This is a genomic window from Exiguobacterium sp. N5 (assembly GCF_025842465.1).
In the GTDB taxonomy this organism is placed as follows: Bacteria; Bacillota; Bacilli; order Exiguobacteriales; family Exiguobacteriaceae; genus Exiguobacterium; species Exiguobacterium profundum.
The window spans coordinates 70,366-90,922 of sequence record NZ_JAPAEP010000002.1 but is presented as its reverse complement, the minus strand read 5'-3'; the positions used below and the strand labels follow the sequence as shown (position 1 = coordinate 90,922).

23 protein-coding genes and 1 riboswitch are annotated in these 20,557 nt (G+C 50.2%); of the genes, 11 read left to right on the top strand and 12 right to left on the bottom strand.

Annotation, left to right across the window (positions count from 1 at the left end; translation table 11 throughout):
- Positions 1–83: 83 nt before the first annotated feature.
- From OKS35_RS11305 to OKS35_RS11295, 3 genes are read right to left on the bottom strand one after another with little or no spacing between them, the layout of a single operon-like run.
- Positions 84–1,208, bottom strand: a complete 1,125-nt coding sequence (locus tag OKS35_RS11305) for a DUF418 domain-containing protein (protein ID WP_214784284.1) — start codon at positions 1,206–1,208, stop codon at positions 84–86.
- 20 nt (positions 1,209–1,228) lie between these two features.
- Positions 1,229–2,782, bottom strand: coding sequence for an ABC-F family ATP-binding cassette domain-containing protein (locus OKS35_RS11300; protein WP_264093104.1), 1,554 nt, complete (start codon positions 2,780–2,782; stop codon positions 1,229–1,231).
- Between the two features lie 60 nt (positions 2,783–2,842).
- On the bottom strand, positions 2,843–3,451 hold the full coding sequence (locus OKS35_RS11295) for an NAD(P)-dependent oxidoreductase (protein ID WP_074034983.1): 609 nt from the start codon (positions 3,449–3,451) through the stop codon (positions 2,843–2,845).
- A gap of 126 nt (positions 3,452–3,577) precedes the next feature.
- Positions 3,578–3,679: riboswitch (purine riboswitch) on the top strand.
- Positions 3,680–3,755: 76 nt separating this feature from the next.
- Between OKS35_RS11295 and OKS35_RS11290 the strand changes: the two genes are divergently transcribed.
- The 4 genes from OKS35_RS11290 to OKS35_RS11275 are packed head-to-tail and all read left to right on the top strand — an operon-like array spanning position 3,756 to position 6,709.
- Entirely contained in the window at positions 3,756–4,337 is a 582-nt protein-coding gene (locus OKS35_RS11290; protein ID WP_196430328.1) for a xanthine phosphoribosyltransferase, read from the top strand.
- Positions 4,334–5,638, top strand: a complete 1,305-nt coding sequence (locus OKS35_RS11285; RefSeq protein WP_264093103.1) for a nucleobase:cation symporter-2 family protein — start codon at positions 4,334–4,336, stop codon at positions 5,636–5,638. The genes OKS35_RS11290 and OKS35_RS11285 overlap by 4 nt, the downstream gene beginning before the upstream one ends.
- Before the next feature lie 34 nt (positions 5,639–5,672).
- The gene (locus OKS35_RS11280; protein WP_264093102.1) at positions 5,673–6,320 is read left to right on the top strand and encodes an NAD-dependent epimerase/dehydratase family protein; all 648 of its coding nucleotides are present in this window, start codon (positions 5,673–5,675) and stop codon (positions 6,318–6,320) included.
- Positions 6,317–6,709, top strand: a complete 393-nt coding sequence (locus OKS35_RS11275) for an RDD family protein (protein ID WP_264093101.1) — start codon at positions 6,317–6,319, stop codon at positions 6,707–6,709. Before OKS35_RS11280 ends, OKS35_RS11275 begins: the two co-directional genes overlap by 4 nt.
- A 21-nt stretch (positions 6,710–6,730) precedes the next feature.
- On the opposite strand, the gene OKS35_RS11270 is transcribed toward OKS35_RS11275, so the two are convergent.
- Entirely contained in the window at positions 6,731–7,996 is a 1,266-nt protein-coding gene (locus OKS35_RS11270; RefSeq protein WP_214691322.1) for a purine/pyrimidine permease, read from the bottom strand.
- Positions 7,997–8,069: 73 nt separating this feature from the next.
- Here OKS35_RS11270 and OKS35_RS11265 point away from each other — a divergent pair, with 73 nt between their 5' ends.
- Positions 8,070–8,774 carry an alpha/beta hydrolase gene (locus OKS35_RS11265; RefSeq protein WP_264093100.1) on the top strand — a complete coding sequence of 235 codons (705 nt, stop codon included), beginning with the start codon at positions 8,070–8,072 and terminating at the stop codon, positions 8,772–8,774.
- A gap of 34 nt (positions 8,775–8,808) precedes the next feature.
- On the opposite strand, the gene OKS35_RS11260 is transcribed toward OKS35_RS11265, so the two are convergent.
- The 3 genes from OKS35_RS11260 to OKS35_RS11250 all read right to left on the bottom strand — a co-directional run bounded on the left by OKS35_RS11260 (position 8,809) and on the right by OKS35_RS11250 (position 12,576).
- Positions 8,809–9,987, bottom strand: coding sequence for an MFS transporter (locus tag OKS35_RS11260; protein WP_214685104.1), 1,179 nt, complete (start codon positions 9,985–9,987; stop codon positions 8,809–8,811).
- Between the two features lie 117 nt (positions 9,988–10,104).
- Positions 10,105–10,896 (bottom strand): endonuclease/exonuclease/phosphatase family protein, encoded by a 792-nt coding sequence (locus tag OKS35_RS11255; protein WP_214691319.1) that lies wholly within the window; start codon positions 10,894–10,896, stop codon positions 10,105–10,107.
- A 51-nt stretch (positions 10,897–10,947) separates the two neighbouring features.
- Positions 10,948–12,576 carry a PTS transporter subunit IIBC gene (locus tag OKS35_RS11250; protein WP_078146107.1) on the bottom strand — a complete coding sequence of 543 codons (1,629 nt, stop codon included), beginning with the start codon at positions 12,574–12,576 and terminating at the stop codon, positions 10,948–10,950.
- A 220-nt stretch (positions 12,577–12,796) separates the two neighbouring features.
- Here OKS35_RS11250 and OKS35_RS11245 point away from each other — a divergent pair, with 220 nt between their 5' ends.
- The 3 genes from OKS35_RS11245 (at position 12,797) to OKS35_RS11235 (ending at position 14,633) form a co-directional block, all read left to right on the top strand.
- Positions 12,797–13,561: a TrmH family RNA methyltransferase gene (locus OKS35_RS11245; RefSeq protein WP_264093099.1), complete on the top strand. Its 765-nt coding sequence runs from the start codon at positions 12,797–12,799 to the stop codon at positions 13,559–13,561.
- The gene (locus tag OKS35_RS11240; RefSeq protein WP_015880469.1) at positions 13,533–14,078 is read left to right on the top strand and encodes a GNAT family N-acetyltransferase; all 546 of its coding nucleotides are present in this window, start codon (positions 13,533–13,535) and stop codon (positions 14,076–14,078) included. The genes OKS35_RS11245 and OKS35_RS11240 overlap by 29 nt, the downstream gene beginning before the upstream one ends.
- An 87-nt stretch (positions 14,079–14,165) precedes the next feature.
- Positions 14,166–14,633, top strand: coding sequence for a hypothetical protein (locus tag OKS35_RS11235; RefSeq protein ID WP_264093098.1), 468 nt, complete (start codon positions 14,166–14,168; stop codon positions 14,631–14,633).
- A 26-nt stretch (positions 14,634–14,659) separates the two neighbouring features.
- On the opposite strand, the gene OKS35_RS11230 is transcribed toward OKS35_RS11235, so the two are convergent.
- Positions 14,660–15,157, bottom strand: coding sequence for a hypothetical protein (locus OKS35_RS11230; RefSeq protein ID WP_264093097.1), 498 nt, complete (start codon positions 15,155–15,157; stop codon positions 14,660–14,662).
- A gap of 110 nt (positions 15,158–15,267) precedes the next feature.
- Between OKS35_RS11230 and OKS35_RS11225 the strand changes: the two genes are divergently transcribed.
- Positions 15,268–15,924, top strand: coding sequence for a TVP38/TMEM64 family protein (locus OKS35_RS11225; RefSeq protein ID WP_196430339.1), 657 nt, complete (start codon positions 15,268–15,270; stop codon positions 15,922–15,924).
- Positions 15,925–15,954: 30 nt separating this feature from the next.
- On the opposite strand, the gene queF is transcribed toward OKS35_RS11225, so the two are convergent.
- From queF to queC, 4 genes are read right to left on the bottom strand one after another with little or no spacing between them, the layout of a single operon-like run.
- Positions 15,955–16,443: a preQ(1) synthase gene (queF, locus tag OKS35_RS11220; RefSeq protein WP_015880473.1), complete on the bottom strand. Its 489-nt coding sequence runs from the start codon at positions 16,441–16,443 to the stop codon at positions 15,955–15,957.
- An 11-nt stretch (positions 16,444–16,454) separates the two neighbouring features.
- Positions 16,455–17,165, bottom strand: coding sequence for a 7-carboxy-7-deazaguanine synthase QueE (gene queE / locus OKS35_RS11215; protein WP_264093095.1), 711 nt, complete (start codon positions 17,163–17,165; stop codon positions 16,455–16,457).
- Positions 17,147–17,605 carry a 6-carboxytetrahydropterin synthase QueD gene (gene queD / locus OKS35_RS11210; RefSeq protein ID WP_015880475.1) on the bottom strand — a complete coding sequence of 153 codons (459 nt, stop codon included), beginning with the start codon at positions 17,603–17,605 and terminating at the stop codon, positions 17,147–17,149. The genes queE and queD overlap by 19 nt, the downstream gene beginning before the upstream one ends.
- A complete protein-coding gene (queC, locus tag OKS35_RS11205) occupies positions 17,602–18,246 on the bottom strand; it encodes a 7-cyano-7-deazaguanine synthase QueC (RefSeq protein WP_264093094.1) in 645 nt (214 codons plus the stop codon). The genes queD and queC overlap by 4 nt, the downstream gene beginning before the upstream one ends.
- Positions 18,247–18,463: 217 nt before the next feature.
- Between queC and nhaC the strand changes: the two genes are divergently transcribed.
- On the top strand, positions 18,464–19,840 hold the full coding sequence (gene nhaC / locus OKS35_RS11200; protein WP_214873655.1) for a Na+/H+ antiporter NhaC: 1,377 nt from the start codon (positions 18,464–18,466) through the stop codon (positions 19,838–19,840).
- Positions 19,841–19,924: 84 nt separating this feature from the next.
- Positions 19,925–20,509, top strand: a complete 585-nt coding sequence (locus OKS35_RS11195; RefSeq protein WP_264093093.1) for a DNA-3-methyladenine glycosylase — start codon at positions 19,925–19,927, stop codon at positions 20,507–20,509.
- Positions 20,510–20,557 lie beyond the last annotated feature (48 nt).

The window sequence follows — 20,557 nt, the reverse complement described above, 5'->3', positions numbered from 1 at the left end:
GAAGCCGCGGCCTCGAGCGGGACTGCAGACGTTAATACGTCTGCAGTTTTTGTTTAAAAAAGACCGGACAATGAAGTCCGATCTTAGGATGATTTTGTTTGTCGTCCGTATGTTCCGAGACGCCATAGTTTCTCAAACGGTCCGTAACGGTGAGTCTTTAGCCACCACATCGAGAAAAACGACTGCGCAATCAAAATGGCGATGCTGAGGAATAGACCTTCGGTTAAGGAAAGCGCCCCGTACGCCCCGAGTGCGATCACTGGCAAGACAATGATCAACGTATGTGTCAGATAGTTCGTGAGTGCCATTCGACCGAGTGCTTGAAGCGGGGCGAACGTCCGACCTTTTCGAACGGCGATGGTGAATAGGCAGACGTAAGTCGTGGCAAGCAGTTTTCCGGAGACGAGAACGGCCGCAGAGTTCGTCGCCGAATATTCGGCACCGCTACCGTAGTGATGCCAAATAATGACTGCGAAGAACGGTAGGGCGGTTACCGTACAGATGATAGCTGTCTGCGTCAGTCCTTGGATGCTCCAAGTGAGGAGTTTTCGTTCCCGTCCGATATAAAGACCGAACAAGAACAGACTTAGAATTTCAACCCCGACAAAAAATGAGTTTTGGAACATGTCAAAAATCTCTTCATCTAGGCGATAGTCGAACCATGGGCCGAATCCAGAATTGAAGACGGCCGGGAAAGGATCCCCATTAAACCTAAATCCGAGCGACAATTCTAAGTACATGGATGACACATAGAACAGTAAAAAGCTCCCAATCAATAAACTCCATGCCCACGTCAAAATCGCACGGTTACTCAATCCGTAAAAGAGAGGAAGCAATAAGCCCCACATGGCGTACGTATGGAGGATATCCCCTGACCAAATCGCCAGGTGTGCCAGACCGAACAAGAAGAGAATCAAAATCCGGCGTATGTAACGACTGACCGATTCACCTCGGGCGTATGAGCGCTCGAGGAAAATCGAAAAGCCGATCCCAAATAGGAGGGAGAAAATCGTATAAAACTTCGTTTGCACGAACAAGTCGAAGAGGGTGCGAACGAACAGGTCGCTCCCGTAATAGTCGGGACGACCGGACATCCAGTCGCTCCCGAGCATACTCGGGATATTGACGAGGAAAATGCCGCAGAGGGCAAACCCTCGGATAATGTCATACAAGATAATCCGTTCATTCGTTTGAATTGGGCCAGCCATACGACACGTCCTTTACTGAATTAGAATACTTTCGTCGTCCACGATTCACAGTTCCAGACGTCTGTGACGATATCCTCATAGAATTCTGGTTCGTGACTGATGAGGAGGACGCTTCCTTTGTACTCTTTCAACGCACGCTTCAACTCTTCCTTCGCGTCGACGTCCAAGTGGTTCGTCGGCTCATCGAGTAAGAGCAAGTTCGTTTCGTTGTTTAAGAGTTTGCAAAGACGTACTTTCGCCTTTTCCCCACCACTGAGGACAGAGATTTTACTTTCAATGTGCTTCGTCATGAGACCACATTTCGCGAGCATCGCGCGCACCTGTTGTTGGTTGAGTGACGGGAATTCGCTCCAAATCTCTTCGATACACGTGTTACTGCTTGATGCTGCTTCCTGCTCGAAGTAACCCATTTCGAGGAACTCACCACGTTCGACTGTCCCTTCAAGCGGGTTGATCAAGCCGAGCAAACTCTTCAAGAGCGTCGTCTTCCCGATTCCGTTCGCTCCGACGAGGGCAATCTTTTGACCGCGCTCCATCTGAAGGTCGAGCGGACGTGAGAGTGGCTCATCGTATCCGATGACGAGACCTTTCGCATCAAAGATGAGGCGTCCCGATGTACGTGCCTGCAAGAAGCGGAATTCTGGTTTTGGACGTTCCGCGCTCAATTCGATGACATCCATCTTATCGAGTTTCTTCTGACGTGACATTGCCATATTTCGTGTCGACACACGGGCCTTGTTTCGTGCAACAAAGTCTTTCAAATCCGCGATCTCGGCCTGTTGACGCTTGTAGGCGGCTTCAAGTTGCGAACGCTTCATCTCGTACACTTCCATGAACTTGTCATAGTCTCCGACATAGCGGTTCAACTCTTGGTTTTCCATATGGTAGACCAAGTTGATGACACTATTTAAGAACGGGATATCGTGGGAGATCAAGATGAAGGCATTGTCATAGTTTTGAAGATAGCGTTTCAACCACTCGATATGCACTTCATCCAAATAGTTGGTCGGCTCATCGAGGAGCAAGATATCTGGCTTCTCTAAAAGTAATTTTGCGAGCAATACTTTCGTACGCTGTCCACCTGACAAGTCCGTGACGTCACGGTCGAGACCAACGTCTAAAATACCGAGACCGCGTGCGACTTCTTCTACTTTCGCGTCGATGATATAAAAGTCGTTCGAGTCGAGCGTTTCTTGAAGCTCACCGACCTCTGCGAGCATGTCTTCCATCTGTTCCGGTGTCGCGTCGCCCATCTCCATGTAGAGTTCGCCGATGCGCGTCTCCATGTCAATCAGGTATTGGAAGGCACCTTTCAAGACGTCCCGAATCGTCATCCCGCGCTCAAGTACCGCGTGTTGATCGAGGTAACCGACACGGACGTTTTTCGCCCATTCGATTTTCCCTTCATCCGGTTGCAGCTTGCGCGTGATGATGTTCATGAACGTCGATTTTCCTTCACCGTTCGCTCCAACGAGACCGATATGCTCCCCTTTTAAGAGGCGGAAAGAGACATCGTTCAAAATAGCGCGGTCACCAAAGCCGTGGCTCAAGTTTTGTACCGTTAATATACTCATAATTCGTTTTCGTTCCTTTCAAAGTAAACTACCCGATATTGTAGCATGAATTGAATCAAATTAGTACGCCAGTCCGACCGACTCTCGTACGTGTTCCTGTTCTTCAATCGTATGAAGCATGAACTGGGCGACGTCTGCCCGTGAGATGTGCTTCCCGTTCTCTGGCACTTCATCGATGGCCGTGCGATATGTCGAGGTGCGAGGACCGTCCGTCAATTGCATCGGTCGTACAATCGTATAATCGAATGACGAATTTCGCCATAAGTCCACGGCTGCCCGATGATCACGGAGCGGTTTCCGGAGCATGAACGTAATGGCTTTCCCTGCAAGGCCCGGAATCTCATTGTCGATTCCCGCTGAAGCGAGATAGATGATACGTGAAACATTGTTTGCCTTCATCGCAGGGACAAGCTTGTCCGTGACACTCGCTAAAAAGTCTGGGTCGCTCAAATCCGTTCCGAGACAACTGACGACCGCATCGTGACCATGCATCGCTTCCGTCAATGCGTCGACATCATATAAGTCGCCTTCAATGATTTCGAGTTGTGGCGTCCGGATCAACTTTTTCTGTTCACGGACGAACGCGGTGACATCATGACCGTGCTCGATGGCTTGATCGATGAATTGATGTCCGGTCCGACCGGTTGCGCCTAATACGAATAACTTCATAAGGGCAAGGCTCCTCTCTCATATCCAATATCTACAGTATACAGCAGTTTCAGAAAAATCGAACATTTCACCGTTTGATTCCAACCTATTGCATTTCTCGTCAGCTCGTCTACAATAAGGTCTATCTTATATAAATAGATTCGCACTCGTATATCAGCGGAAATATGGTCCGCAAGTCTCTACCGAACTACCGTAAATGGTTCGACTACGGGTGGCGCTTGTCGTATGCTATCGTTGATTTCCATGCGGTTCGTTGCCTCCCGATGAGGGGTGACGAATCGCATTTTTTATTGGAGGGAAAACAATGAAGCAGTTAGAAGACAAAATCCGTGAAGAAGGTCGGGCCCTTTCCGACCAAGTGTTGAAAGTCGACGCTTTCTTGAATCATCAGGTCGACCCGGTACTCATGAAAGGCATCGGTAAAGAATTCGCAGAACGTTTCAAAGACGCCAACATCGACCGCATCGTCACACTGGAATCGAGTGGGATTGCGCCGGCGATGATGACGGCGCTTGAGATGGGCATCCCGTTCGTATTCGCGCGTAAACGAAAATCGCTGACACTCCAAGACGACCTCGTGGAAGCGGACGTTTATTCGTTCACAAAACAAGAGACGAACCGCATCAGCTTGAGCCGACGCTTCGTCTTACCAGGCGAACGTGTTCTTGTCATCGATGACTTCCTCGCGAATGGGGAAGCGGCACTCGGACTGACACAACTCGTAGAAGCGGCAGGTGCAGAGGTCGCAGGCGTTGGGATTGTCATCGAAAAGTCATTCCAACCAGGGCGCGATAAATTGATCGAGCGTGGCTATCGCGTCGAATCGTTGGCACGCATTGCGAAATTAGAGAAAGACCATATCTCGTTCGTGGAGGTCGTTCGATGAATACGTTCAAGACAGCTAGTCTAGGATTCCAGCATCTACTCGCGATGTACACGGGAGCGGCAATCGTTCCGCTCATCGTCGGGGGTGCCATCGGGCTTGGTCCAACCGAACTCGCCTATCTCGTCGCAATTGATTTATTCATGTGTGGTGTGGCGACGTTATTACAAGTATGGACGACACGCTTTACGGGTGTCGGATTGCCGGTCGTCCTCGGATGCACGTTCACGGCGGTCGGTCCGATGATCGCCATCGGAAGCGCGAACGGGATCACTGCCATTTATGGCGCGTTGATTGCGAGCGGTCTCATTGTCATCCTCATTTCTGGATTTGTCGGGAAACTTGCGCGCTTCTTTCCACCGGTCGTGCTCGGTTCGGTCGTGACGATCATCGGTCTCTCGCTGATTCCGGTCGCCGTCAATGATATCGGTGGCGGGATGCCGGGTGAACCAGGGTTCGCATCGATGCAGAATCTCGGATTAGGTGGCTTAACGATTTTACTCATTCTCGTCTTGAACCGTGTCGGGACCGTCTTCACGCGTGCCGCTGCCGTACTCTTTGCCGTACTCATCGGAACGGGGGTTGCTGCTTCGCTCGGTCTCGTCGATTTCAGTCCTGTCCGTGAAGCGAGTTGGTTCCAAATGGTCCAGCCTTTCTACTTTGGGATGCCGACATTTGACGTGTCTGCCATCCTCGTCATGACGCTCGTCGCCATCATCTCGATGATTGAATCGACGGGGGTGTTCTTGGCGCTCAGCGATATCACGAAACAACCAATCGGTGCGAAAGAATTGACGAAAGGGTATCGTGCGGAAGGCGTCGCAACGATTCTCGGAGGGATTTTCAACAGTTTCCCGTACACGACGTTCAGTCAAAACGTTGGACTCGTTCAATTGTCAGGTGTGAAATCGCGTCGCGTCATCTTTTGGACAGGCGGATTGCTCATCTTGCTCGGATTCCTCCCGAAAGTCGCTACGTTCACGACATTGATTCCGAAGCCTGTGCTTGGGGGAGCGATGCTCGTCATGTTCGGAACGGTCGCTGCTTCTGGCATTCGTATCCTCAGTCAAGTCGACTTTTCGAAAAACGAGAACTTGATTACCATTGCGCTCTCAATCGGTGTTGGGCTCGGTATTACCGCCAATCCAGCCATCGTCGCAAACATGCCGGAGTGGCTGCAGTTGTTCACGGACAGTGCTATCGTGGCAGGCTCATTCACGGCGCTCGCATTGAACGGATTTTTCCGTATGATGGACCGATTCCGTCCCGGGACAATCATTGCCGAGGAACGGCAAGTCAGCTAGACTGAAGGAAATAGTAGTCTAGGAGGAGTCACGAATGGGGAAAACTGCACTTGTTGTAGGCGCGACTGGCTTGATTGGCCGCGAATTGGTTGAACAGTTGTTAGAGAGTGATCGTTATGATGCGGTCTGGATCGTTGTCCGTCGCTCGAAGCGTTGGAGTCATCCGAAGTTACATGAGATCCTCGGTTTCGAGGAGATGGATTCATCCCTTCCACAGATCGACGACGTGTACTGTGCGCTCGGCACAACGATTGCGGTAGCTGGCTCGCAAGAAGCGTTCAAACAAGTTGATTTAGAATTACCACTTGAAGTCGCCCGTGTCGCCAAGGCACACGGTGCGACGCGCTATGCGGTCGTATCGGCACAAGGCGCATCATTGCGTTCGACTTTCTTTTACAACCGTGTGAAAGGGGAGCTTGAGAACGCGTTACGTATTTTCAACTTCCATCACTTGATTATCGCCCGTCCTTCTCTGTTACTCGGAGAGCGTGATTCATTCCGCTTCGGGGAGAAGGCGGCCGAGGTCATCAGTCGACCGTTCCAGTCAATCTTGCTTGAGAAGACACCGGAAGTCGCACCGATTCAAGCGTTGCATGTCGCTCGTGCCTTGATTATGGCGTCTGAAGAAGGCGAAGGAATCGAAGTGTTGACGTCAGGGATGATGCAGAGGATGAGCCGATGAATCCATTGACAAAAAAGCGAACCAAAGCAGTCATGATTGACAGTGTCATTGCAGGTCTCGTCAGCGTTGGCGTGGAACAGCTCGTGCGAAAGAAAGTTAAGAACGAGTTTGTGCATGCGGTCATCACACCGACACTACTGACATATGCCATGGAAGCCTGGCAAATGAGTCGAGGTGGACAAACAATCGGTTATAAACTGATGGGACTTGAATTGAAAAACGATGACGAAACGCCTGTCACGGCAAAACAAGCGCTACAACGCGCCCTGCATCGTGATACTTCGTCAGTCGTTCGTTATTGGAAAGACCGTGCGCATTTCGAACAAGAAGAAGGCGCTGTTTTACCGCACGATGCCCGTTACCATATGCATGTACGTAAAAAGAACTGACCGATATGGCCAGTTCTTTTTTCAATCCTTGATTTTACTTAAGATGGCAGTTGTTAAGGCGACAATCGTCCCGAGGACGAGTCCGTTAGAGAAGACGGTCGCAAGAAGCGGTGGTAACTCATTCATTGATCCGGGTGGCAGAAGCATCGCCCCGGCACCGATGACGAGCGGGAGTCCGACCGTGAGAGATGCGGTGGACTGCTTCAATTCAAAGGCCGCCTCATTGATTCCGATGATGATCATCGTTGCAATGAGCGGTGTCACGATTGCATAACCGACAGCGGCCGGGATGCTCGCAATCAACGAGACGAATGGACCGATGAGTGCTAACGACATCATGAGGGCGTGGGCAATCAAATGCGGGGTACGCTGGACGCTCTCCGTCGAAGAGAGAAAACCAGCTGTCCCGGAGATGGCGACAGGACCCGGTGTGCCGAACAGACCAGCCACGATTTGACTGACGCCACTGGCGACACCTGATGCAGGAACGTTTCCTTTGATTTCTCGTTTTTCGCGAGAACTGACGATGCGCTCAATCAACTTGATGTTCGCAAGGACGTTCGTCATGAGAAGTAGGGTGATGACGAAAGCCGTCGGCAACAAGTTCCAATCCCACACCCAATTTCCGAACGGAAGAAGCTCCGGTACGAGGAAGAAAGATTCCGAACGAACGATTGGATTTCCAAGGTCGAGTAAATGGAACAAGCCGAACCCGACGAATAGCGTCATGACGAGTCCATATTGTTTAAAGCGACTTTGCTCGAGCGTGAGTGCGAACAAGACGAGACCTGCCGTCGCCACTGCCTGAACGACGTTGATTCCGTCTTCCGTCACCCCAAAGCCACCTTTAATGACGGCCCCTGATAATTGAAGGACGAGCAAAATCATATAGACGCCGAGCACTTGCGGTGTAAACAGGGCGAGCATGCGTCTTAAGATACCAGTGACGGTCAACAACACACCAAGGATTCCACTCAAAAACAGCATGAATCCGAGTGCTTGCAAGGTCTCTTGCTGACTTCCGTATAGAGCGGGACCGATGGAAGCGTATAAAGTGAAGACACCCCACCAAATGCCGGCAGGTCCTTCGAGTATCGGGAGGCGATGGCCGAGCAACGTTTGGATGATGCTGAAGAGTGCGAAGATGAAGAGTGAGCGGGAGATGAAGGTCATCGTCTCATCTGGCGACAGTTCAAACAAGGCGGCGATGGAGAGTGGTGGTACAATATTTGTAGCTAAAATAAAAATAAACCACTGAATCGTCGTGGTTACATTACTTCTGGTCATGGTGTCCCCCTGATCATGCTTTTTCTTATTAGTGTAACGTTATGATGAAGTGGATGCAAATGGAGGCTATATAATGAAGAAATTCTTCAAGTGGACCGCACTCTCAATCATAGGATTGCTAATCATCGCGGTAGCAGGCTTTTTAATTTGGACGCAGTTCACGTACGAACCGACCGATGAAGCGACACGGTATGCCGAAGAGGGGAAAGTGGTCGACAACCGTCTCGAGTTTGGAGATCCGACGAGTGAGGTCGGAATCATTCTTTATCCAGGGGCGAAAGTGGAGAAAGAGGCGTATGCGTATTATGGAACACGTTTAGCCGAGGAAGGGTATTTCGTCGCCATTCCGTCGCTTCGACTCAACTTAGGCATTTTAGATATCGACGCAGCCGATCCAATCATCGAGGCACATCCGGAGATTGAACGCTGGATCGTAGCCGGTCATTCACTCGGAGGTTCGGCGGCGTCGGGTTACGCGCTTGAGCATCAAGAGTCGGTAGAAGGTGTCATTTTCCTCGCATCATATCCGATCAGCTCGATGGTCGATAGTGACTTACGCGTGCTATCCATCTCGGGTGAGTTGGATGGATTGGCTGTCCCGGAAGACATCGAGGCGAGTCGAAGCGACCTACCTGCCGATAGTCAATTCGTACAAATCGAAGGCGGGAATCATGCCAACTTCGGAATGTATGGTCAACAAAAAGGCGATCAGGAAAGTCCGCTCACATCGAAAGAACAACTCGACGAAGTCCTATCAGCAATTCTCGAATGGTTATAAAAAACGTGCGCACCTTCATCGAGGTGCGCACGTTTTAGCGTTGATCGAGTGAATAACTGACTGCGGTCAACCCGGCTGTGACGAGGGCGACCAAACCACCGACGAGCGCGAGCGTCATGATAGGGCTCGTCGCGTAGACGACACCACCAAGAGCGGAACCAAGTCCGATTCCGACGTTACTCGCCACAGGCATAAGTGATGAGGCGAGACCTTTGGCGTTCGGATTGAACTTCTCCGCCAAATCGATCAAATAAATCTGAGTCGATGTCGTCAATAAAATCGCCATGAACGACATGAGGGCGATATTGAGGAGACCGAGCGTCACATTCGACGTCGTCACGAATAACGCGGCCAGGACGAATGCCTGGACGAGAAAGACGAACCGTAAGCGTCCGATCGGATTGTGACTGGCGATCTTTCCGGCAGCGATATTACTGAAGATCGAGATGAATCCGTAGGCGAATAAAATCGGACTGACCCAAGCGACCGGGACGCCGAGGACATCTTTTAAAATCGGCACGAGATACGTATATATGACATACGTCGCCCCGAAACCGAACGCCGGAATCAAGAAGGCGATCAAGATACGCGGATTCGTCAGGAGTGCCATTTGTTCACGGAGTGATGCTTTTTCTTGAGACAATTGATTCGGCAAGACACGATAAATGGCAATCCAGGCGACTGCACCGAGCAGAGTCGTCAACCAAAACGTGGACTCCCATCCTGCCTGTTGTCCGATGAACGTTCCGATCGGAACCCCGAACACGTTCGCCATTGTAAAGCCACCGAAAATAAAGGACACGGCCACACCCCGTTTTGCCGGAGGGACGCTCTCGCTAGCGACGAGCATGGCAAGCGAAATTAAGACACCTGTGACGACAGCCGTCAGCATGCGCAAGACGAGTAACCACTCATACATGGGAGCGAGACTGCTTAATAAGTTCAGGACGGTGAAGAGAATCGTCAAGCCGAGCATCAATTTACGTTTTGGAAGATGGCTCGTCAAGGACATCGTGATTGGCGTGCCGACGGCAAAGCTGATGGCGAATGCCGATACGAGACTTCCTGCTGTCGCGATGGAAATGGATAGACCGCTTGCGATATCAGGCAAAATGCCGACGATGACAAATTCACTCGTTCCGAGAACGAAGGTTAATAAGGATAGGGATAAAACTAAAGTCCAGTCGCTTCGACTGAGCGAGCTTGTCTTCATGTTCAAACACTTCTTTCTATTTCATTCATTAGTAGTTAGACATCAGTCTTTTATCACGTTACAAGATTTTCCCCAAAAGAAAAACCCTTTTCTCCCAAGTCGGAAGAAAAAGGTGCATCAACGCCAAAACACTGTGGCTTCGACACCGGCGTGGTCGGAGACGACAGGTCCGTTTTCGCCGTCGAAGACGACAGCATGACGGGAGACGTGAATGGGTGCATTCGTCAACATCAAGTCGATGCGTAGCGATTTCTTGTTTTCATCCCATCCAGCGATTTTCCCTTGGACGGTCGCATCGCCTTCGCGTTCCGTTGCGAGATGGAACAAGTCTTGAAGCCCACTATCCATCAAATAATCGTATCCTTCGCCTCGAATGAAAGCATCGTTGTTGAAATCACCGAGTAGGAGTGCATGGTCGTCATGCTCCACGCGACGCAGGAGCTCGTCGAGTTGATGCTTCACTGGCTCCTCTTCGTCATGCCACCATCCGAGGTGACACGAGTAGACGGTCGTCGGCGTTTCAGGACCTTCAATCACAGCTTTGACGATTTTACGGGACTTGTAATTGTCAGGGTCCGTCGTCTTGGATACGAAGAACGACTCGGTCGATAGAAACGGTGTCCGTGACAAAATGGCGACGCCTTCCTCGTAAATGTCATATCCGTAATGGGCAAAGTCCCATGTCATGTGATAGTGAAGATCTAACTCTTTCAGGCGCTCGACGAGGACGTGTGCGAAGTTGTTTTCACGGATGTTCCCATAGATGAGTGGGGCCTCTTTATGTTGATTGACTTCTTGGAGCGCGATGAAGTCATACTCTTCGCTTGCGATACGTTCGACAATCGCGTCGATTTTCTCTTGTTGGCGGTCTTCTAACCAGGCATGACAATTGAGCGTTAAAATATTCACGATAGTCCTCCTTTAGAAAAAGGCCAACTCTCGAGCGAGTTGGCCAGTAGATTATGCACCGATGACGTCTTGAATGTCTGATTTCAATACGTCGGCTTTCGGGCCATAGATGGCTTGGACTCCACGGTCTTTCACGATAAGACCCATAGCGCCATTTTTCTTCCATTCTTGTTCGTCAGAGACGAGTGTAACGTCTTTAACGGTCACACGAAGGCGAGTCATACATGCGTCGACATCCTCAATGTTTTCTTCCCCACCGAGAAGTGCGATAATCCCCATGACTTGTTCGTTACCTGTAACGGATGATTTTTCTGTCGTTTCTTCCATGTAGTTCCCGTTACGTCCTGGCGTCGGTAGGTTCATCTTCTTAATGAAGAAGTTGAAGACACCGAAGTTGAGGAAGAAGAACACGACAGAGACGAGCACGAAGTTGATCAAGTCTTGAAGAAGTCCTGCTTTGACAATCATCGGAATGCGCGTCAAGAGTTCGATTGCACCGAAAGCGTGTACACGTAAGTCGATGATATCTGCCAATGCGAAGGCAGCACCGGCCATGAGTGCGTAAACGACATAAAGAACTGGTGCGACGAACATAAACATGAATTCAATCGGTTCTGTGACACCTGTCAAGAAGACAGCGAGTCCGGCTGATAAGAACATCGGCTTGTATTGTGCCTTCTTATCCGCGTCGACGTTGCGGTACATCGCATACGCGGCACCAATCAATGCAGCGAATGACAAGATGACTTGACCGACTTTGAAGCGTGCTGGAACGACATCAGCGAGAAGCGTGTTGTATGCGGCCGTATCACCAGCAGCACGCAAGTTGACGAGGTCTGTTACCCATGCCAACCAGAGTGGGTCTTGACCGGCAACGACCGATCCAGCTGTCGCACCTGTTAAAATTGTGTATGTTCCACCGAGCTCTGTGTAGTTCATTGGTACTGTGAGCATGTGGTGTAAACCGAACGGTAAGAGGAGACGTTCGAGTGCACCATAAATGAACGGAGCGAGGACTGGCGCCGTGTTACGTGATGTGGCAATCCATTCACCAAAGCTGTTGAGCGCACCTTGGATGGTTGGCCATACAATCGATAGAACGAGGGCAGCAACGACTGAACCAAGGATAACGACGAATGGTACGAAGCGCTTCCCGTTGAAGAACGAGAGAGCGTTCGGCAACTTGTTGAAGTTGTAGAAACGGTTATATAGTGCACCACCGAGGAAACCGGCGATAATCCCGACGAACACACCCATGTTGAGGGCAGGTGAGCCGAGTACAGATGTGAAGTAATCAGCGACGACAAGGTTCGCACCGAAGAGTGACTCGATTGTCGCTTCTGGATCTTGAAGCATGTCACTGTTGACACCGAAGATGGCACCTGTGACACGGTTGATCAAGATGAAGGCGAGAAGTGCTGCGAATGCACCGCCGGCACGATCTTTTGCCCACGAACCACCAATCGCGACTGCGAAGAGGATATGTAAGTTGACGATGATGCCCCAACCTAAATCTTCAATGATACGAGCTGTTGTTAATAAGATACCGACATCTCCGGCTGACATTCCAATCAATTTACCGATGGAAATCATCAAGCCGGCAGCTGGCATAACGGCGATGACGACCATCAAGGCCTTACCGAGTTTTTGCCAGAAATCGAATGAGATCAATTGTTTCATGCTATACGCTTCCTTCCTGTGAGGGAGTTTTATCTATTTTTTGTTTGCCAATAGTGCAATCGCTTGCATAAATGATTGTAATCGATTGCATAAATTCATGCAACCGTTTTCGCTATTTTCATTTGTTTTCATTTTTGAAGCGGGAATGGTAGATGTGAGGCGAACTTGTCAGTCGAATCGAATCTAGCTACAATATGATAGGTTGAAGGGAGCGAGAAAGATGGGTTGGAGACAGACGACATCTGCTTTGACGAAAGAAGAGCAGATTGAATTAAAAGAAGAGTTATTGCAGAAGGGTGTATTGCACGAGGACGATCTTCCTCTCTACGAGATGCTCATGCCAGACCGCATTAAACGGATGTATGAAGTGTTGAATACACGAACGAACCATATCACGATTTTGACGGAAGGTGTGGACGATCCGCACAACCAATCCGCCGTGTTGCGTTCAGCCGATGCGTTCGGGGTACAAACGTTGCACGTCGTCGAAGGACGGGCAAAGTTCAAACCGAACTCGATTATCGCCAAGAGTGCCGACCGCTGGGTGGACGTCGTGGAGCATGGCTCCATTGAAGAGGCGATTGACGCTTTAAAAGAAAGTGGTTACCAAGTATATGCGACCGCGTTAAGTGAAGAGGCGATTCCGCTCGAAGAAGTGGATGTGTCGAAGCCGACCGTTCTTCTATTCGGGAATGAACATAGTGGTGTCTCGGAAACAGCACTCCATAAGGCGGACGGGAACTTTGTCATTCCGATGCAAGGGTATGTACAGAGTTTGAACATCTCCGTGGCGGCGGCGATTTCCTTGTACGATGTCACGACACGGTCACGACATATCGTGACGGATGGCTACGAGCTTCCGGTCGAAGATCAAGCGCGCATCTTCAAAGACTGGATGGTCAAGAGCTTACCGAAGCGTACGCTCGGACTATATAAACAAAAAGGTGTCACAGCTTTTGAACGGGAGACAGGAAATTCAGAATGAACGGCGAAATGAACAGACGTACGGAATCTTTGTCCAGAAACTGAAAGGGGATGGCACGATGAGTACGACGAGTTCATTTATCGTAAAAGATGTGACGAACAACTTTAAGGATTTTGAAGAGGACTTCTTCCGGCTGTACCGCACGTTATACGGTGACCTCGATCAGTTGCGATTTAAAGAGCGCCTGTATCGGCACGCCAATCCGTTAGTACTGCTGGCTTTCTCTGAAGAGCAGCTAGTTGGCTTTAAAATTGGGTATGAGGCGGAGCCTTATCGGTTTTATAGCTGGGCGGGCGGCGTACACCCGGACTTCCAGAAACATGGCATCGGTCGCAAGCTGATGGACACGCAACTCGAATGGGTCGAAGCGCAAGGGTTCCATTCGATTCGGACGAAAGCACGCAATACGAACAAAGGGGTCATCATCTTGAACCTCCTTTGCGGATATGACATCATGGGCGCTTACACAGAAGATGGCGAGCCGCGCATCATGATGGAGAAACAACTGAACAGTTGAATGGATGCCGCGGTCGTGTGATCGCGGTTTTTTTGATGAAACCGATTCGACTGAATGAACGTACTTAAAGAAAAGGGGGAATTTGAAATGTCTACTTTAGAATTTGGGGCGGACCCATTTTTCACGATCATCAATTTATTCTTTCCACTCATGTTTTTCACCATTGTTGGACTTATCGCATTTGGTGTCATCAAATCAAGTCGAAGTTACTCTAAAACATCAAATACATTGAAGGACTTACAACGCTTCGCCTCGCAGCTCGCCGATGTCCCGGCCGACGATACGGCTGAGCGCTTAGCAGACTATTTACGGGGCATCGATTCCTTCTCGATTGAACGGACACGCATGGAGCCGTTCCGTGTCGCGCTCGGATGCTACCAATTGGTGATGGAGTCGAGCACTGTTCGCGAAGAGACAAAAGAGCGGGTCGGTCGTCAATATAAGCGTCTCGGGATTTTGGACGGAGAAAAATTTGCTGATGAGGCACCTCCACGTCGACGTTCTTCTTCATCGAGTCATCATGATATCCATCACAATCACCATGACCATATGTAAAAAAGCGAAGGGATCCCTTCGCTTTTTTACATATATCGTGATGCATCAAATTCAATGTCAGTCTGATAACGGACGGCCTGAATGGCACTTTCGATTCGAATGGCACGCTTCTTAATATCGCGTGCTTTCAAGCGATACAGCTCCGGATCGTATAAGGCGTGTTTGATCACGGCAACTCCTTGCACATAGTCTTTCTTCGGACGAAGTGATAATTTTTCATAAAGTCGTGCTTGGACACGTAACTGAATGGCGAGCTCGATTGCCTCTACGAGAGGGAGCGGACCGTCATGCGTCTCAACGACGGCTTGGACGTTCGCCTCTTGAATGAGACGGTCGAGCTGACGTAAGTCTAGACGAATGCGTTCAAGTTCCATCTCGATGTCTTGAAGGGAACGGGACTGAATGGTCGGAATGGATTCATTCGCTTGAAGCGAGATGAACGCCACATGCTCAATCTCTTCGGTCAATGTATCGATTTGCTCATGGAGCAACTGTTTCAATGTTAGGGCATCTGCAAGGTTCATATCGATTTCCTCCTTCTGCTTTTTCTAACCGTACCACATCGAGATGGCTGAAAAAAGGTGGATGACATCCTCGATTACGGGAATAAAAGCAAATAGAGAGGAGGAGGACGATGAAGAAGTGGAAGATACAATGGATGATTGCACTCGTCCTACTCCTGTTCGGGACGGCGACATTCCTTTATCAGTGGGTTGATGTAAGCCCAGGCGATATACGGGACTACATCATTCAATTCGGATGGTTGGCTCCGCTCATTTACATTTTATTGTTCACCGTTCGTCCGCTCATCTTGTTCCCGACGTCCGTCTTGTCGGTCGCCGGAGGATTGGCGTTTGGGATGTTACCGGGCGTCATCTATACCGTCATCGGGGCGACGTTGAGTGCGCTTGTTGCGTATTATGTGGCAATTTATTTCGGCGATCGTTTCCTGCATCACTTCGAATCAACGAATTACGAAGCCATTCAGCATAAAATCGAAGAAGATGGTTTCTTTTACGTCCTCATCTTACGTCTCATCCCGCTCGTCAATTTCGATTTGGTCAGCTATGCTTCTGGTTTGGCAAAAGTAAACGTACTCGCCTATCTGTTTGCGACCGTCGTTGGTATGATTCCCGGGGCGTTCGCGAACAATTTTCTCGGGAGTAGTATCGCCAGTGGGGATTGGACGCTCATCGCCTTGGCATTTGGGATCATGCTCGTGTTGACGCTCGTTGCGACCGTGTTCCGCGAACCGATTAAGCGACAGATTCATCGCTATCAAAAAAAGTAGGCGACTCCAGATGGAGCGCCTACTTTTCAATTAACGGTTGTCAACCGTCTCTGGATACAGGTCATGGTTGAACAGACGATGCTCCGCCATTTTTTCGTACTTCGTACCCGGTTTTCCGTAGTTGTAGTACGGATCGATCGAGATACCGCCACGTGGTGTGAATTTCCCCCACACTTCGAGATAGCGCGGTTCCATCAATTTCACGAGATCTTTCCCAATGACGTTGATGCAGTTCTCGTGGAAGTCACCGTGGTTACGGAAGCTAAACAAGTACAACTTCAACGACTTCGACTCGACGAGTTTCTCATCCGGGATGTATGAGATGTAGATGGTTGCGAAGTCCGGTTGGTTCGTGATCGGGCATAACGATGTGAATTCTGGTGCGTTGAATTTCACGAAGTAGTCGTTCTCAGGATGACGGTTCGGGAACGCCTCCAGAACGTCTGGTGTGTATTCAAAAATATAAGGGACGCTCTTCTGTCCGAGGAGCGAGAGGTCTTGTAAGTCTTCTGGTCTCATGTTCATTCTCCTTACACGCCACGTTCGTTGGCGTACAGTAATGTGTGTAGTTGTGGTAGGACGCGGACGCTTTGCCATGACGGGTCGCGTGCAACGTCTTCCCATAGTTGTTTCAAACGACGGAGCTGGGCATCGGTGATGTCGCCGTCTGCACCGGGCTCCGGGTTACCGGCCGACAAATACATGACGTCCGGTGAGTAGCGCTGCTGCACTTCTTTCGCGTAGGCAAGGTCCACTTCATCAAAGACAGCGACTTTGAATGTCGTCTGCTCCGGGTGCAACCGTTCGACGATAGCGTCTAGTTGCTCCCAGTTCGTTTTCATACCAGACGATGGAGGTTTCGGACTGAGGGTCACGTCATCGATTTGTGTGAGCCAGTCTTGATAGCGGCTGCCTTGCGTCTCGACGGCGAGTGTGACGCCTCGTTCTTTCAACTTCTCGACCAGGTCTCCCATAGCCGCGATAAGGAGTGGATTGCCACCCGAGATGGTGACGTAATCGTACATACCAAGTGCATCCAGGCGAGCAATCACCTCATCGGCTGTCAGCATGTCCGGTTTTTCTGAACCGTCCCACGTAAAGGCGGAATCGCACCACGAACAGCGATAATCGCAACCGGCGGTCCGAACGAACATCGTCTTTTGTCCGATGGCGCGTCCTTCTCCTTGAAAGGTCGGTCCGAACACTTCAAGAACAGGGATTTTCACGATTCCACCAACCATTCACGGCGGAACTCAGCGTAAGACGTTGGCGTTTCATACAGACGGACGAACTCGACACGGACGTCGCGTTCATTTGGCAAGTGTGTCGCCAGTTGTTCAAAAATCCAATAACACATGTTTTCTGCAGTTGTATTCATATAAGGGAGTGACTCGTTCAAATAGCGATGGTCGAGATACGGCTCAAGCTCTTCTTTGAAGATCTTTTTCAAGTCACCAAAGTCGAGCGTCATGCCGCGATTGTCGAGAAAGCCGCTGACACCCATCTGGAGCTTATACGTATGACCATGAAGGGCACGACATTTGCCGTCATAGTCAAAGAGATGGTGCGCCGCGTCGAACGTTACTTCTTTGACGATTTGAACGCGATGCGGACAGTAGATGAGCGATCCTTCTTGCTTTGATTCGACACTGGTCGGAGCGAGGAATGGAGCATGTTTCATACGCGCACCTCCTCGTAAGTTGTAAGTCCGTTTTGACGAAGCTTACACGCCGGACATTCTCCACAACCTGAACCGATGACACCGTTGTAGCAAGTAAGCGTGCGTTCTTTGACATAGTCAAAGGCACCGAGTTCGTCGGCGAGTGCCCACGTCTCTTTTTTATCGAGCCACATGAGCGGTGTGTCGATGACGAATGGATAATCCATCGCTAAATTGAGTGTCACGTTGAGTGATTTGATGAATTGGTCTCGGCAATCCGGGTAACCTGAAAAGTCCGTTTCACATACACCGGTCACGATGTGATGCATACCGAGTTGTTTGGCCATGACGGCCGCAAATGATAAGAATAGATGGTTGCGTCCATCGACGAACGTGTTTGGGACGTCCGCATTGTCGATGTCGAGATCGTGTCTCGTGAGCGCGTTCGATGTGAGTTGTCCGAGTAGGGACAAATCGAGGATGTGGTGTGGGACATCGAGCTCTGCCGCAATTTCTTTGGCGACCTCGATTTCCGCATCATGGCGTTGACCATATGCGAACGTCACCGCCTCCACATGAGAGAATTGTTGTTTTGCCCAAAACAGGCAGGTAGTTGAATCTTGGCCACCACTAAAGACGACCAATGCTTTTTCGTGTTGCATGAAGCACACTTCCTTTTCGCTAGTTTTGATGTCGGAGGAGGTTACGAACTCCGGAGGTCACCCTCAAGCATATAATTTATCATAAAAAGACGTTTGACAGGGAGAAAGGAAGCGAGTATAGTAAAAAACATCACTGACATGCTTTTGTGCATAAAAGCGTTTAAGCGGTTAGGCGAAATAATAAATAAAGAAGATATAACGAAAGGAGGGGACGTCGATGCAGATGAAAGGAAAAGAAGCTGTATTCGTCGTGTTGATGAGCGGGATTACCTTGCTCGCACTGATGTTTTTGGCCAAAGCGACGCCACATATGGCGATTTTTGGCACAATGGTAATAGTAGGTGGATATGCGTATTATCGTTCACGCGACTTCAAACAGATTGAAACGGCGATGATCAACGGAATTCGTGAAGCGATCATGCCGGTGTTGATTTTGTTGTTGATTGGGATGCTCATCGGAGTATGGCAAATGTCCGGGACGGTCGCGACGATCCTCTCCATCGGTCTAAATACAATCTCTGCTGAATGGTTCTTGCCGAGTGTCTTGTTGATCACGATGATCGTCTCGACCTTCACAGGAAGCGCCTTTACAACCGTCGGAACGGTCGGTGTCGCCTTATTTGGAATCGGGACGGCACTAGGCATCTCGCCGGCGCTCGCCGCAGGTGCGATCGTATCGGGTGCCCTCTTCGGAGACAAGATGAGCCCGTTGTCGGATACGACGAACTTTGCGCCGGCAGTGGCGGGTGTCAAACTGTTCGACCACATTCGCTTCATGATGGGGACGACGATTCCAGCGTTCATCATCACGTTGATTTTATTCACGTTCCTCGGACGTAGCGGTCAAACTGCCGACACGGTACAAATTGCAGAGGCGCAAGCCGCGCTCAGCGGACGGTTTGACCTCTCATGGCTCACGTTGATTGCCCCTGTGCTCGTCGCAGTGCTTGCGTTCCGTCGGATGCCGGTCTTGCCGACGATGCTCGTTGGGATGTTTGCGGGTGTGTTGACGGCCGGTTTTGTTCAAGGCAACTGGAGCATCTCGAACTGGCTCGGTGTCATGCAGTCTGGCTTCAAGTCAGGTGTCGAAAATGAATTGATTGCAAATGTACTCGATAAAGGTGGTCTTGAATCGATGCTCTGGTCGGTCAGTCTCGTCTTGATCGCCCTCGCGTTCGGTGGCTTATTACGTGAACTCGGTATCTTCCAAGCCATCGTTGAATCGTTGCTCGAGCGTTTGAAGTCACCAGGGAGCTCGGTCCTATCAGTTGTCCTCAGTTCAATCGGTGTCAACTTGCTCGCGGGAGAACAGTACTTGTCGATTCTCTTGCCGGGTCAGGCGTTCAAGCAAGGGTTTATCGATCGTGGGATCGACCCGCGCTACTTGTCACGGGCACTTGAAGATGGCGGGACCGTCATCAACCCGCTCATTCCGTGGGGAGTTTCTGGCGCATTCTTCGCAGCGACACTCGGCGTACCTGTATTGGAATACGCACCGTTTGCCTTCTTCCTCTGGCTCAGCCCGGTCTTCTCCATCATCTTGGGATACGTCCGATTGGGAAAGCAACGTGAATCGCTCAAAATCGCATCATAACGTCCAGGTGTCCTGCCATGCAGGGCATCTTTTTTGTGCGCAAGCTACGATTTTTGAGAAAATGAAACAAATGGAGGTGGAACCATGAAGCGACTCGATTTAGCATTTTATGAACAACCGACACTTGACTTGGCGCGTGCCTTACTCGGGCAATATTTGGTGAGGCGACATCCAGAAGGTGACATCATCGCGAAGATTGTCGAGACGGAAGCTTACCTCGGTGCCATCGATCGAGCGGCGCATAGCTTCGGAGGGCGTCGAACGACGCGAACGGAAGTCATGTTTGGGAAACCTGGACATGTGTACACTTATCAGATGCATACGCACACGCTCCTGAACGTGGTCAGCGGTCCGATCGGCACACCGGAAGCCGTCTTGATTCGAGCGGTCGAACCGATTCAAGGACATGAATGGATTGCTTCGAACCGTCCTGGGGTGAAACGATATGACCAGACGAACGGACCAGGGAAGTTGACGAAAGCACTCGGAATCACAATGGATCTATACGGCCATTCCTTTCAACAAGACCCACTCTACATCGCGGAGGGTGAGGCAGGAGTAGTGATTGAGGCGGGTCCACGCATCGGGATCCCGAACACGGGCGAGGCGCGCGACTACCCATATCGATTTTTTGAACGCGATAATCCATACGTCTCGAAATTCCGTTGAATGCCACTTGAGATGTTTAAGTGATTCATGCCTGTGGAACAGTCCCTA

Excerpts from the sequence above, each read along its gene's own strand:
- OKS35_RS11305 (WP_214784284.1), bottom strand. The coding sequence starts at position 1,208 with ATGGCTGGCCCAATTCAAACGAATGAACGGATTATCTTGTATGACATT.
- OKS35_RS11300 (WP_264093104.1), bottom strand. The coding sequence starts at position 2,782 with ATGAGTATATTAACGGTACAAAACTTGAGCCACGGCTTTGGTGACCGC.
- OKS35_RS11295 (WP_074034983.1), bottom strand. The coding sequence starts at position 3,451 with ATGAAGTTATTCGTATTAGGCGCAACCGGTCGGACCGGACATCAATTC.
- OKS35_RS11290 (WP_196430328.1), top strand. The coding sequence starts at position 3,756 with ATGAAGCAGTTAGAAGACAAAATCCGTGAAGAAGGTCGGGCCCTTTCC.
- OKS35_RS11285 (WP_264093103.1), top strand. The coding sequence starts at position 4,334 with ATGAATACGTTCAAGACAGCTAGTCTAGGATTCCAGCATCTACTCGCG.
- OKS35_RS11280 (WP_264093102.1), top strand. The coding sequence starts at position 5,673 with ATGGGGAAAACTGCACTTGTTGTAGGCGCGACTGGCTTGATTGGCCGC.
- OKS35_RS11275 (WP_264093101.1), top strand. The coding sequence starts at position 6,317 with ATGAATCCATTGACAAAAAAGCGAACCAAAGCAGTCATGATTGACAGT.
- OKS35_RS11270 (WP_214691322.1), bottom strand. The coding sequence starts at position 7,996 with ATGACCAGAAGTAATGTAACCACGACGATTCAGTGGTTTATTTTTATT.
- OKS35_RS11265 (WP_264093100.1), top strand. The coding sequence starts at position 8,070 with ATGAAGAAATTCTTCAAGTGGACCGCACTCTCAATCATAGGATTGCTA.
- OKS35_RS11260 (WP_214685104.1), bottom strand. The coding sequence starts at position 9,987 with ATGAAGACAAGCTCGCTCAGTCGAAGCGACTGGACTTTAGTTTTATCC.
- OKS35_RS11250 (WP_078146107.1), bottom strand. The coding sequence starts at position 12,576 with ATGAAACAATTGATCTCATTCGATTTCTGGCAAAAACTCGGTAAGGCC.
- OKS35_RS11245 (WP_264093099.1), top strand. The coding sequence starts at position 12,797 with ATGGGTTGGAGACAGACGACATCTGCTTTGACGAAAGAAGAGCAGATT.
- OKS35_RS11235 (WP_264093098.1), top strand. The coding sequence starts at position 14,166 with ATGTCTACTTTAGAATTTGGGGCGGACCCATTTTTCACGATCATCAAT.
- OKS35_RS11230 (WP_264093097.1), bottom strand. The coding sequence starts at position 15,157 with ATGAACCTTGCAGATGCCCTAACATTGAAACAGTTGCTCCATGAGCAA.
- OKS35_RS11225 (WP_196430339.1), top strand. The coding sequence starts at position 15,268 with ATGAAGAAGTGGAAGATACAATGGATGATTGCACTCGTCCTACTCCTG.
- queF (WP_015880473.1), bottom strand. The coding sequence starts at position 16,443 with ATGAGACCAGAAGACTTACAAGACCTCTCGCTCCTCGGACAGAAGAGC.
- queE (WP_264093095.1), bottom strand. The coding sequence starts at position 17,165 with ATGGTTGGTGGAATCGTGAAAATCCCTGTTCTTGAAGTGTTCGGACCG.
- queD (WP_015880475.1), bottom strand. The coding sequence starts at position 17,605 with ATGAAACATGCTCCATTCCTCGCTCCGACCAGTGTCGAATCAAAGCAA.
- queC (WP_264093094.1), bottom strand. The coding sequence starts at position 18,246 with ATGCAACACGAAAAAGCATTGGTCGTCTTTAGTGGTGGCCAAGATTCA.
- nhaC (WP_214873655.1), top strand. The coding sequence starts at position 18,464 with ATGCAGATGAAAGGAAAAGAAGCTGTATTCGTCGTGTTGATGAGCGGG.
- OKS35_RS11195 (WP_264093093.1), top strand. The coding sequence starts at position 19,925 with ATGAAGCGACTCGATTTAGCATTTTATGAACAACCGACACTTGACTTG.